Annotated in this window: 5 protein-coding genes and 1 pseudogene; 3 read left to right on the top strand and 3 right to left on the bottom strand. The window is 72.3% G+C overall.

The features are described 5' to 3' along the window. Positions 1-3,346 (top strand): type I polyketide synthase (locus tag ABD339_RS33080; RefSeq protein WP_344570882.1); only part of this gene is annotated, 3,346 nt, incomplete at its 5' end. 193 nt (positions 3,347-3,539) lie between these two features. Here the strand turns inward: ABD339_RS33080 and ABD339_RS33075 are convergent. The 3 genes and pseudogenes from ABD339_RS33075 to ABD339_RS33070 all read right to left on the bottom strand — a co-directional run bounded on the left by ABD339_RS33075 (position 3,540) and on the right by ABD339_RS33070 (position 4,677). After that, on the bottom strand, positions 3,540-3,719 hold the full coding sequence (locus ABD339_RS33075) for a hypothetical protein (RefSeq protein WP_344570881.1): 180 nt from the start codon (positions 3,717-3,719) through the stop codon (positions 3,540-3,542). Positions 3,720-3,768: 49 nt separating this feature from the next. Continuing rightward, a pseudogene (locus tag ABD339_RS33975) lies at positions 3,769-3,852 on the bottom strand (hypothetical protein); the annotation flags it as partial. A 219-nt stretch (positions 3,853-4,071) separates the two neighbouring features. Then, a complete protein-coding gene (locus tag ABD339_RS33070) occupies positions 4,072-4,677 on the bottom strand; it encodes an allene oxide cyclase barrel-like domain-containing protein (RefSeq protein ID WP_344570880.1) in 606 nt (201 codons plus the stop codon). Between the two features lie 232 nt (positions 4,678-4,909). On the opposite strand from ABD339_RS33070, the gene ABD339_RS33065 reads away from it, so the two are divergent. Next, positions 4,910-11,437, top strand: coding sequence for a type I polyketide synthase (locus tag ABD339_RS33065; protein ID WP_425576171.1), 6,528 nt, complete (start codon positions 4,910-4,912; stop codon positions 11,435-11,437). A 105-nt stretch (positions 11,438-11,542) separates the two neighbouring features. Next, positions 11,543-13,364 (top strand): type I polyketide synthase (locus ABD339_RS33060; protein ID WP_344570878.1); only part of this gene is annotated, 1,822 nt, incomplete at its 3' end.

The following is a 13,364-nucleotide window of genomic DNA, read 5'->3' as shown; positions in this document are numbered from 1 at the left end:
CACCCACACACCCCACCTCCCCACCTACCCCTTCCAACACCAGCCCTACTGGATCCACAGCCCCCGCCCGACCTCGGGCGTCACATCTGCCGGACTTCAAGCCGCGGGTCACCCCCTGCTGGGTGCGGCCACTCAACTGCCGGACGGCAGCCACCTGTTCACCGGCAGCATCTCGCTGGCCGCGCACCCCTGGCTGGGCGATCACGCCGTGCACGGCACCCCCCTGCTCCCCGGCACCGCACTCCTCGACCTCGCCCTCCACACCGCCGCCCACACTGGCAGCTCGCACCTGCGCGAGCTGACGCTGCACGCGCCGCTCGCGCTTCCCGAACAGGGCGCCGTCCACGTGCAGGTGCGGCTCGGACCGGTGGCGAACGCGCAAGCAGCAGCGGACTCGGAGTCGACGGTGGAGCCGGAAGCGGGCCAGGACCAGGGCGGGGAAAGTGTGCGCACGCTGACCATCCACTCCCGGCGGGACCCCGCTCCCGCGCTCGGAGACGGTGCGGACCCGGACCTGGCGTGGACCTGCCACGCGCAGGGGACCATCGTCACGTCCCCCGACCTGACCGCGGCGACGCCGGTCGCCGCCGCCCTCTCCGCGCCGTCTCCCTGGCCCCCCACGGGCGCGGCCCCGGTGGAGCCGGACGCGCTCTACGAGCAGTTCGCGGCGGACGGTCTCGACTACGGTCCGGCCTTCCGCGGGCTCACGGCCGTCTGGCGACACGGCGACGACGACCTCTACGCCGAACTCGCCCTTCCCCAGCCCCTCACACCCGACACCGCCTCGGCCCACCCCTTCCGCCCACTCCATCCGGCGCTTCTCGACACCGCCCTCCACCCCCTCGCCCTCCTCGCCCCGGCCACCCGCGAAGCCGGCGCCGTGCGGGTGCCGTACGAGTGGACGGAGGTCACCGTGCATGCCACGGCAACAGCGGCGGCGGCCGGAGCCACGTCCGGGGCCGGGGCCGAGCCCGAGGCCGGGAGTGGAAGCGGATCGGCCACGACGTTGCGGGCGCATCTTCGGCGTATGCCGGACGGGGCGGCCTCGGTGGTCCTCACCGATGCCGAGGGCGAGCCGGTGCTGACCGGCACGCTGGCCGTGCGGGAGCTGCGGCCCGAACATCTGCGCGCGAGCCTGGGCGAACGCGCCAATACGCTGTACGAGCTGAACTGGGTGCCGGTCGCCGAGCCCGGCCGGGAGGAGGGGGGTCGCCTCGTCGTCCTCGGTGAGGGTCCGGCCGTGGAGGGGTCGGCGGGGGCGTACGCGGACCTCATGGCGCTGGCCCGCGCGCTGGAGGAGGAGGGGGAGCCCGTCCCCGGCACGGTCGTCGTACATCTGCCCGCCGAGCAGCCGTACGCCCCGCACGACGCTCAGCCCTCGTCCGCGTCCGCGTCCTCGCCCGCGCCGCATGAAGACGGGCCCGACGCCCACGGCCGTGCCCACGAGTTCGTCCACGGTCTTGCCCGCGCGCAGCTGTCGCTGGCGCAACAGTGGCTGGCGGACGAGGGTTTCGCGGCGGCGCGGCTCGCGGTCGTCACCGAGGGTGCCGTCGCCGCGGAGCGCGGCGAGGAGGTGCCGTCGCTGGCCTCGGCCGCCGTCTGGGGGCTGCTGCGTTCCGCGCAGAGCGAGAATCCGGGGCGGTTCACGCTCGTGGACACCGACGGGCTCCCCGCCTCCCGCGCCGCGCTGCGGACCGCGTTGAGCTGTGGCGAACCGCAGGTGGCGCTCAGGGACGGGGTGGTGCACGTGCCGCGCCTGGCCCCGGCCGCGAACGCCGGCACCGACACCCGGACAGCCGACAGGGCCGACGGGGCCGACGACGGACCCGGGACCACGGCCCCGTCCGCCCCGGCCGCCCCGCTCGACCCGGCCGGAACCGTGCTGGTCACCGGCGGCACCGGTGCGCTGGGCAGCCTCGTGGCGCGGCACCTTGTGGCGGCGCACGGCGTGCGTCATCTGGTGCTGGCCAGTCGTAGCGGGGCCGCGGCCGAAGGCGCGGAGGAACTGCGGGCCGAACTGGCCGCGGCCGGCGCCGAAGTGCGGCTGACGGCCTGTGACGTGGCGGACGCGGCGCAGCTGGCCGCGCTGCTGGCCGACGTGCCCGCGGCGCACCCGCTGACCGCCGTCTTCCACACGGCGGGTGTCCTGGACGACGCCACCCTCGGATCGCTGACGTCCGGGCAGTTGCGGAGCGTGCTGCGTCCGAAGGCGGACGCGGCGTGGAATCTGCACGAGCTGACGGCGGGGACGGACCTGGCGGCGTTCGTCCTGTTCTCCTCGGCGGCCGGCACGTTGGGCGGGCCCGGGCAGGCCAACTACGCCGCCGCCAACACCTTCCTGGACGCCCTCGCCCACCACCGCCATGCCCGGGGGCTGCCCGCGCTGTCGCTGGCCTGGGGCCCGTGGGACCAGTCGTCCGACGGCATGGCCGCGGCCCTGTCCGGCGCCGACGAGCGGCGAATGGCACGCAACGGCCTGGCCGCGCTGCCGCCCGAGGAGTGCCTGGCACTCCTGGACGCGGCGCTGCGGCTGCCCGGCAGCGCGGCGCTGGTCCCGGTCCGGCTGCGGCTGCCCGCGCTGCGCGAGCTGGCGGGAGAGGGGATGTTGCCGCCGGTGCTGCGGGGGCTCGTACGGACCCCGGCCCCGTCGCTGAGCGGAACCATTCCGAGGAGTGGTCCCGCCGCGCTGCGGCACTCCCTGCTCACCCGGCTGCGGGGCCAGGAGGAGGCGGAACGGGACGGCATTCTGCTGGAGTTCGTGCGCTCCCAGATCGGCTTGGTCCTGGGGCACGGCTCGCCCGACGCGGTCGATCCCGATCAGGGGCTCATGGCCATGGGCTTCGACTCCCTCACCGCGGTGGAGCTGCGCAACCGGCTCAAGGCGGCGACCGAGCTGCGCCTGCCCGCCACCCTCGTCTTCGACTACCCGACCCCCTCCGCGCTCGCCCGCTACCTGCGGGAACAGCTGGATCCCCGATTGCCGCACCCGGCCGGGGAGCCGAACGGAAACGGCGGCGCGGGCTCGGATGCCGGTTCGAGCCCGGACGCGGAAGCAGAGGACGTACACCGTGCTCTGGCCTCCATCCCGCTCGAACGCCTCCGCGAGGCGGGACTCCTCGGCCCACTGCTGCGGCTGGCCGACACGGCCCGGGCCGGCGGGGAGGCCACGAGCGAGAGCGACAAGGAGGAGCCCGGCGGCGACGGCGGTGCGCAGGAGCGGGCCGACACCATCAAGGAGGCCGACGTCGCGGACCTGATCGCCCTGGCCCTCTCCGGCAGCGAAAACGGCGGCGGGAACGGGAGCGGAAACGGGGCCGGAAACGGGGCCGGGGGTGGGGGCGTGTGACGGGGCGATGGGCGCGGACTTCCGCGTCGTTGTCCGGCCCGCGTCGGTGCCCGGCCCGCTCCGGGTAGCGGCGGGTCGGGACGGCCTCGGCGCGGGGTTCCGGAGCGGGGCGCAGGCTCAGCTTCCGCTGTCCTCGCCGATCGCCGAGCCGCCAGGGATCGTTGTGGTTCGACAGATGCGGGTCATGTGCGGGTCATGCCTTCAGGGCGCCGGCGACACGCTGGGCGCGTTCGGACGGCTCCAGCTTCGAGGAGTCGAGTACGAGGTCGAATTGCTCCGCGTCGCAGATGTCGTAGTGTCCTCGACCGAGGCCGCGGAACTTCTCCGGGAAGCGTTCCGCCTCGCGGCTCCCCAGCACCGCGAGGGGGGGCACGCACCCGTACCCACAGCACGCGGTATCCGGCCAGGGCGGCACGCCAGGCCGGCACGATGGTGGTGTCGATCGGCATTTCATCGACGATGACGTTGTTGCCTTCGCTCAGAAGCGCGGTGACGGCCTGGCGCATTCCGGCCAGCAGTTGTGCTCCTACGGGCCCGTACTGGATCCGCAGCCGGGAACGCCCCTGCGGATCGGTGTCCGGACGTGGGCGCCGGGGCCCATTCGGTCGCCCCGGACAACCACAAAACGGCGTCACCGGTCTGGCCGGTGACGCCGCTGCGCATCTTCCCCCCGCGGACCGGCGACCCCCGGAACCCCGGGGCGCCGACCGCGCGAAGGCCCTCTCTCAGGCCATCGCGAAAACCGTGTGGTAGTGCGGGGGACGCTGTGCGGGGTCCTTGATGGTCAGGGTCATGAAGCCCTGTTTTCCCGCGTAGCGGCCGGTCTTTCCGACGACGCGGAATACCTGGGTCAGGCCATGCAGAATCGCCGTGCCGTCGATGACGCCGGTGGTTTCGAAAGTGCCGTCCTCGAATTCGGTGACGCTCTTGTGGTGCTGCCAGATGTGCGGCTCCTTGGCCAGCATCACGGCCGTTCCTGTGACGGTTCCGACGCGCTTTCCATCGCTGTCGAAGAAGCCGTCCACATAGTCACCGGAATCCGTGGAGCCGTTCTTACTGCCCTCGTTGACGGCGAGCTTCTCGATCACTTCGGTGAGCCCGTCCACGATGACGCACTTTTCCAGTACCTCGTCGACCGGATCGACGCCGGGCGTGAAGATGCCCGCCGCGAGCGCTGCGGCCAGGGCCAGCTGGCGGGGTTCCAGCGCGCTGGCCATCGGCATCTCGCCCTGGAAGGCCAGCTTCCCCGAGTCCAGGGCCTCCTGCGCGACGGGGCCCGCTCCGTTGGAACCGGCCTCCGCGTTCCGTGTTTCCCGGTCTTCTGCGGTCATTCTCAGCTCCTGATGAGGTTCGGTTCCGGCGGTCCGTACGCGGTGGTTGAGTTCTGTTCCCCAGCAGCACGCACTCGGCGCAACACCTTCACGCGCGCGCCTAAAGGCCCGCTAATCCCCGCCTTCTTCTCCCGGGGGCGGCTTCTTCCGGCGGGGGCCGGACGAACGGCAGGGGTCGAGGCGGCAGACCCGTCCCACCCGAAAAGCACAGGGTTAGGGCAGCTTTAGCAGCGTGGCCGACGATGACGAGCCGGACGACGGATCTTTCGATGCGAGAAAGGCTGCGGTATCAGCGGATGGCGCATCTCGAAACGGTGAACTCATGACGGCCGCCGGGAATACGGGCGATAAGGTCGTCGAGGCCCTGCGGGCGTCGCTTCTGGAGAACGAGCGGCTCAAGCGGGAGGCCGAGCGGTGCCGGCAGGAGTCCCGGCTAGCCGCCGAGCGGGCCCGGGAGCCGATCGCGCTGGTCGGCATGGCCTGCCGGTTCCCCGGCGGGGCCGCCTCCCCCGAGGACCTGTGGGAGCTGGTGGCCGAGGGGCGCGACGCGGTGTCCGCCTTCCCCGCCGAGCGCGGCTGGGACACCGAAGCGCTCTACGATCCCGACCCGGACCGCGAGGGCAGGAGCTACACCCGTGAGGGCGGCTTCCTGCACGACGCCCACGAGTTCGACCCCGCCTTCTTCGGCATCAGCCCCCGCGAGGCGCTGACCATCGACCCCCAGCAGCGGCTCTTGCTGGAGACCACCTGGGAGGCGCTGGAGCGCGCCGGGATCCGCCCGCACTCGCTGCGCGGCAGCCGGACCGGAGTGTTCGCCGGGGTCATGTACAACGATTACGGCGCCCGGCTCCAGCCGGCGCCCCCCGGCTTCGAGGGCTACATCAGCACGGGAAGTTCGGGCAGCGTGGCCTCGGGGCGCGTCTCGTACACGTACGGCTTCGAGGGTCCGGCCGTCACCGTGGACACGGCCTGCTCCTCTTCGCTGGTGGCGCTCCACCTGGCCATCCAGGCGCTGCGCGGCGACGAATGCGACTTGGCGCTGGCCGGCGGGGTGACGGTGATGTCCTCACCGATGGCGTTCATCGAGTTCAGCAGGCAGCGCGGCTTGTCCCCGGATGGCCGCTGCCGGGCCTTCGCGGCGGGCGCCGACGGTGTGGGGTGGGGCGAGGGCGTGGGCCTGCTGCTGGCCGAGCGGCTCTCGGACGCGGAGGCCAACGGGCACCGTGTGCTGGCCGTCGTCCGTGGCTCGGCCGTCAACCAGGACGGTACGAGCAGCCAGCTGACCGCACCCAACGGGCCCTCCCAACAGCGCGTCATCCGCGCCGCGTTGCGGGACGCGGACCTGACCGCCGCAGGCATCGACGCCGTGGAGGCCCACGGCACCGGCACCACCCTCGGCGACCCCATCGAGGCCCAGGCGCTGCTCGCCACCTACGGTCAAGGCCGCGACCCGGAGCACCCCTTGTGGCTCGGCTCCGTCAAGTCCAACATCGGCCACGCCCAGGCGGCGGCCGGGGTCGCGGGCGTCATCAAGATGGTGCAGGCCATGCGCCACGGCCACCTGCCGCGCACGCTGCACGTGGACGAGCCGTCGCCGCACGTGGACTGGGACAGCGGTGCCGTCTCCCTGCTGAGCGACCCGGTGCCGTGGCCGGAGACCGGCCGTCCCCGTCGCGCCGCCGTCTCCTCCTTCGGCATCAGCGGCACCAACGCCCACGTCATCCTGGAGGCACCACCCATGCCCCGGCACCGGCCGGACGGCAAGGCCGACGCCCGAGCGGACGGAAGCGCGGACGAAAGTGCGGGCGCGCGGACGGGCGGGGGGCGCGGGGCCTACGCAGGGCTCGGGGCTTCCGCAGGGCTCGGGGCTTCCGCAGGGCTCGGGGCTTCCGCAGGGCGCGGGGAGCGTGTCGTGCCGTGGGTGCTGTCGGCGAAGAGCGAGGGTGCACTACGTCAACAGGCGGCGCGCCTCGCCGACTTCGTGGTCACACACCCCGATATGGACGCGGCAGCCATCGGGTACGCCCTTGCGGCGAACCGTACGCACCACGCCGAGCGTGCCGGACTCGCGGTCTCCCAGGCGAAGGAAGCGGTGGCCGCGCTGCGGAGCCTGGCCGAGGGCCGCGACCTTGAGCCGGAGATCCTCGCCCGAGGGACAGCGCACACGCCGGGGAAGATCGCGTTCCTCTACCCCGGACAAGGCTCCCAACGCCCGGGCATGGGCTCACAGCTCTACGAAACACACCCCGTCTTCGCACACAAACTCGACGAGATCTGCGCCCACTTCGACCCCCACCTCCCACACCCCCTCCGCGACATCATGTTCGCCCCCCACAACCACCCCCACGCACCCCTCCTCCACCAGACCCAATACACCCAACCCGCCCTCTTCACCCTCGGCACCGCCCTCCACCACCTCTACACCCACCACGGCATCACCCCCCACTACCTCGCCGGACACTCCATCGGCGAACTCACCGCCGCCCACACCGCCGGCGTCCTCAACCTCACCGACGCCACCACCCTCGTCACCACCCGCGCCCAACTCCTCCAAAACCTCCCACCCGGCGGCACCATGCTCGCCATCCAAGCCACCGAACAAGACATCACCCCCACCCTCGACCCCCAACACGTCACCATCGCCGCCCTCAACACCCCCCACAACACCGTCGTCTCCGGCGACCAACAAGCCATCAACCACCTCGCCCACCTCTGGACCCAACGCGGCCACAAAATCAAACACCTCAACGTCAGCCACGCCTTCCACTCCCACCTCACCGAACCCATCCTCGAACAATTCCACCAAGTAGCAGCCACCCTCACCTACCACCCACCCACCACCCCCATCATCTCCAACACCACCGGCACCATCGCCACCCACCAACAACTCCAAAACCCCCACTACTGGACCCAACACATCCGCCAACCCGTCCGCTGGACCGACACCACCACCACACTCCACAACCACCACACCACCACCCACATCGAACTCGGACCCGACACCACCCTCACCACCCTCACCCACCACAACCTCGACCACACCCCCAACCCACCCACCACCCACCACACCCTCCACCCCCACCAACCCGAACCCACCACCCTCACCCACACCCTCACCACCCTCCACACCCACGGACACACACCCAACTGGCACGCCGTGTTCCCCGATCCGCCGGACGTGCCGGTCGAGCTGCCGACGTATGCGTTCGAGCACCAGCCGTACTGGCTGCACGCGCACGGAAACGCCCATACGGCGGACGTCGTGTCGGCCGGGCTCGCGGCGACGGGGCACCCGTTGCTGTCCACCGTGATCGAGACCCCCGACGCGCGGGACACGCTCTTTTCGGGCCGGCTGTCGCTCGCCCAACAACCTTGGCTCGGCGAGCACTTGATCGAGGATGCGGTGGTGCTTCCCGTATCCGCGTACGTAGACATGGTGTTGCGCGCGGCAGCTCATGTGGGCTGCGGCCGGGTGGACGCGATGACCCTGCACGCGCCCGCCGTCATCGGCCGAAACGACGCGCTCCAACTACGGCTGCTGATCGCCCCGTTGGACGAGACGGGGCACCACCCGTTCACCCTGTACACCCGCACGGAGAACGATGACGAGGGCGAGGGCGAGGGCGAGATCGAGGGCAGGGTCGGGGGCGGGAGCGGGAGCGACGAGCCGGAAGGGGCGTGGACACGCCGCGCGTCCGGCACGCTCTCCGTCGCAGCCGTGACCGGGTCCGACGGCGCCCCGGGCAAGGCGAGCGCGGGCAAGGCGAGCGGAGGTGGAGACGACGGCGGAGACGGGAGCGCGTGGCCGCCCGTGGGTGCCGAGCCCGTGGAGGTGGCCGGGCTCTATCACCGGCTGCTGGCCGCCGGGCTGGCGCACGGTCCGCTCTTCCAGGGCGTACGCGCGGCATGGCGGCGCGGCGACGAACTGTACGCCGAGGTGGACCTGCCCCAGGAGACGGCCGAGTCGTCGGAGGCCGGGGCTGCCGGATCCGCCGGATCGGCCGACGCGCCGGGCTCCGCCACGGCCGACGCCGGGTTCGGCCTGCACCCCGCGCTGCTCGATGCCGCGCTGCACCCACTGCTTCTCGGCTCGCTCGACACGCTCGCGACGACGGGTGCGGAGCCGACGACGGGTGCGGAGCCGACGAGGGGCCAGGCCGCCGCGCCGCATGGCGGCGGGGAGCGCGCCGTGCCGTTGCCGCGCGTCCTGCGCGGGGTCGCGCTGCACGCTTCGGGCGCGACGGCGTTGCGCGTACGGCTCGTCGAGACCGGCGAGGGCAGCGCCTCGGTCACCCTCACGGACACCGAGGGTGCCCCGGTGGCGACCGTTGAGGAGGTGGCGCTGGGTGCGTTCCCGACCGCCCGGCTGCGGGCGCACGAGGACGACACGGCACGGGCGCTCTTCCACGTGGAGTGGCGGCCCGTCCCGTCCCCCTCTCCCGCCGCCTCCGCCTCGTCCGCGCCCTGGGCACTGCTCGGCGGGTCGCTGTCGCGGGCGGCGGTCTCCGGGCTCCCCGAAGCCGTGGAATCCACCGAATCCGCGGGGGGCCACGTGCACGTGGGGAGCGCGGGGGACGCGGGAACCGCGGGGAGTCCGGAGGTCGCCCTGTACGCGGACCTGGCCGCCCTGCGCGAAGCTGTGGACGCGGGCGTCTCGCCTCCCCCGGTCGTCGTGACCGCGCTCTCCGGCCTCGCGGAGGCGGAGGCGGAGGCGGTCGCGCACTCGGGCGCGCACGCGCACGCGACAGAGGGCCGGGACGGCAACCCCGCCACGCGCGTGGGTCCGCTGCTCTCCTCCTTGCTCGGTCTGGCGCAGGAGTGGTTGGGCGATGAACGGTTCGCGGGCTCCGCCCTCGTGGTCGTGACGCGCGGCGCCGTACAGCCCGACCCGGACGCGGGTGAGGCGCCGGACCCGGCGGCTGCCGCCGCGTGGGGGCTGCTGCGGTCGGCGCAGACGGAGAACCCGGGCCGGTTCGTACTACTCGACATCGACCGCGACGGTGCTGCGGACCTGCCTTCCCTCATCCCCTCGGCCACGGCGACGGGAGAACCCCAACTGGCCTTGCGGCGCGGTACGTTCACCGCTCCCCGGCTAGCACGTCTCCCCCGGGAAAGCGCGGAGGAGCAGACCCCTCCCCCGTTGTCCCCATCGTCCTCGTCGTCCCCCTCTTCCCCCTCTTCCCCGTCGTCCCCGTCGTCCCCGTCGTCCGGCCTTCCGTTCGCCCCCGACGGCACCGTGCTGATCACGGGCGGGACCGGGGGTGTCGGCAGCCTGCTGGCCCGGCATCTGGTGGCGGCGCACGGTGTACGTCATCTGCTGCTCCTCAGCCGGCGCGGTCCCGCCGCCGACGGTGCCGATGAGCTGCGCGAGGAGCTGCGCGCGCAGGGCGCCGATGTGCGGGTCGTCGCATGCGACGCGGCAGACCGTGCCGCGCTGGCGACGTTGCTCGGCACCGTCTCCCCGGAGCATCCGCTCACCGCCGTCGTGCACGCCGCCGGGGTACTGGACGACGGCACGCTGCCGTCGTTGGACGGCGAACGCCTGGCGCGGGTCCTGCGGCCGAAGGCCGAGGCCGCCTGGAACCTGCACGAGTTGACCGGTGCCGCCGACTTGTCGGCCTTCGTCCTGTTCTCGTCCGTCGCCGGGACGCTCGGCAATCCCGGTCAGGCCAACTACGCCGCCGCCAACACCTTCCTCGACGCGCTCGCCCAGTACCGCCGCACGCGGGGGCTGCCCGCGCTGTCACTGGCCTGGGGCCTGTGGGAGGAGGGCGGGGGCATGGGCGAGCGTCTCGACGGCGCCGAGTCGGCGATGCTCGCCCGCAGCGGCGTCCGGCCGCTGTCCGCCACGCGCGCGCTCGCGCTCTTCGACGCGGCGCTGGCCGCGACCCCGGCGCCGGGGGTGGGGCTGATGCCGGTGCCCACGCCGGAGCCGTCGCCCACACCCACGCCCGGCACCGCCTCCACCTCCACCTCCACTTCCGTCTCCACCTCCGTCTCCACCTCCGCCTCCACGCCAGGCCACGTCCGCGTCCGGCACGCGCTGCTCGTGCCCGCCGACCTGGACCTGGCGGCGCTGCGGGCACGTGCCGCCGAGGCCACCGAATCCGCGGAGACCGCGGAAGCGGCCGGAAGCTGGGCAGGCGGGGAGGCACTGCCGGCGATCCTGCGCGGGCTCGTCCATGTGCCCGCGCGGCGTACCGGCTCCGCCGCGCCCTCACTCGGTCAGCGGCTCGCCCGGCTGCCCGAGGGCGAACGGCGCGCGGCGCTGCTGGACTTCGCGCGCGGCCAGATCGCCTCCGTGCTGGGGCACGCCTCCGCGCACGACATCGACCCCGAACGCGCCTTCCAGGAGCTGGGCTTCGACTCGCTGGCGGCGATCCGGCTGCGCAACCGGCTGACGGCCGCGACCGGGCTGCGGGTCCCCTCCACCGTCATCTTCGACCACCCGACCCCCGCGGCCCTTGCCGCGTACCTGCTGACCCGCGTCCTGCCCGAGGATCCGCTGGCCTCGCTGCCCGCTTCGGCCGAACTGCGCGCACTGGAGGAGGCGTTGCAGCAGGCGCCGGACACGCTGGAGTCCCGGCTGTTGATCGCCAAACGGCTCCGCTCGCTGCTCTGGCGGCTCGACGGCACTCCGACGGGCGGCACCTCGCACGCCGCCGCCGACGGTTCCGCCGAAGAGGATTCGGACGACTTGAGCACGGTGAGCGACGACGAACTCTTCGACGTACTCGACAACGAACTCGGCATTTCCTGAACCCTCTCGCCCGGCCCCGCATCCGCTCCATATCCCGCCCCAGAAACAGATAGCTCCCGAACTCGTCGTTTCCGTATCGGTGAAGTCTGAAATTGGTGAAGTCTGATGAATTCTGATTCCGCTGGAGGCAGCACCACGGTGAATGACGAGAAGCTGCGCGACTATCTGCGGCGGGCGACCGCCGACCTGCGGCAGGCGCACCGGCGGCTGCGGGAGGCCGAGGACAAGGAGCACGAGCCGCTCGCCATCGTCGGGATGAGCTGCCGCTTTCCCGGTGGCTCCGACTCCCCGGAGCGACTGTGGAACCTGCTGGCCGAGGGGCGCGCCGCGGTATCGGAATTCCCGAAGGACCGGGGCTGGGACACCGATGCCCTCTTCGACCCCGACCCTGAGTCCGTCGGAAAGACCTACACCCGTGAAGGCTCGTTCCTCGACGACGTGGCGTCTTTCGACGCCGACTTCTTCGGCGTCAGCCCTCGCGAAGCCCTCGCCATGGATCCCCAGCAACGGCTGCTGCTGGAGAGCACCTGGGAGACGCTGGAGCGCGCCGGAATTCTGCCGTCGGCCTTGCGCGGCAGCGATACGGGCGTCTTCGTCGGCACCAATGGCCAGGACTACGCGCGGAATTTCCTCGGTTCGCAGGAGAGCGTCGAGGGGTATCTGGCCACCGGCACCTCCGCCAGCGCCATCTCGGGCAGGCTCGCCTACTCGTTCGGCTTCGAGGGCCCGGCCGTCACCGTGGACACGGCCTGCTCCGCTTCCCTAGTCGCACTGCACCTGGCAGCCCGCGCCCTGCGCCAGCGCGAGTGCTCGCTCGCGCTCGCCGGCGGAGTGACGGTGATGTCCACCCCGGCGGGCTTCGTCGAGTTCAGCCGCCAGCGCGGCCTCTCCGCCGACGGGCACTGCCGCGCCTTCGCCGCCTCGGCCGACGGCACCGCCTGGGGCGAAGGGCTCGGCCTGTTGCTGGTCGAACGCCTCTCGGACGCCCAGCGCAACGGTCACCACATCCTGGCCGTCCTGCGCGGCTCGGCCGTCAACCAGGACGGCGCCAGCAACGGCCTCACCGCACCCAACGGACCCTCCCAGCAGCGCGTCATCGAACAGGCCCTCGCCGACGCCCGGCTCGCCCCCGACCAGATCGACGCCGTGGAGGCCCACGGCACCGGCACCACACTGGGCGACCCCATCGAGGCTCAGGCCCTCCTCGCCACCTACGGCCAAAACCGCGACCCCGAACACCCCCTATGGCTGGGCTCCATCAAGTCCAACATCGGACACACGCAGGCAGCGGCGGGAGTCGCGGGCGTCATCAAAATGGTGCAGGCCATGCGCCACGGTGTACTGCCGCGCACGCTGCATGTGGACGAGCCGACGCCGCACGTGGACTGGTCCAGCGGAAACGTCACCCTTCTAACCGGTGACGAAATCTGGCCCCACACCGACCACCCGCGCCGCGCCGCCGTCTCCTCCTTCGGAGTCAGCGGGACGAACGCCCACGTGATCCTGGAAGCCGCACCCGAAACCCCCGCCGAAGAACGCCCCGAACAGGGCGAGTCCCCCGGCCTGCCGGTGCTGCTGTCCGCCAAGAACGAACCCGCACTACGCCAACAGGCCGCGCAACTGGCCACGTTCATCAGCGAACGCCCCGAGGTTGATGTCGCCGAGATCGCCCGCACCCTGGCCACCTCACGCACCCACCACCCCCACCGGGCCGGCATCGTCAGCCAAGAACGCGAAGAACTAGTCGCTGGGCTTGAAGCCCTCGGGCAGGGACTACCGCACGCCTCGGTGGTGGAAGGAGTCGCCCCCGCCGAACCCGGGAAGACCGTGTTCGTCTTCCCCGGACAAGGCTCGCAATGGGCCGGCATGGGCGTAGAACTACTGGACTCCTCCCCCGTGTTCGCGCAAAGTCTGCGCGAATGCGCCG

Source organism: Streptomyces axinellae (genome assembly GCF_039532135.1).
GTDB classification, from domain to species: Bacteria; Actinomycetota; Actinomycetes; order Streptomycetales; family Streptomycetaceae; genus Streptomyces; species Streptomyces axinellae.
Note: the sequence above shows the minus strand (reverse complement) of the source record. Positions and strands in the feature narration are given on the sequence as shown.

Excerpts from the sequence above, each read along its gene's own strand:
- ABD339_RS33070 (WP_344570880.1), bottom strand. The coding sequence starts at position 4,677 with ATGACCGCAGAAGACCGGGAAACACGGAACGCGGAGGCCGGTTCCAAC.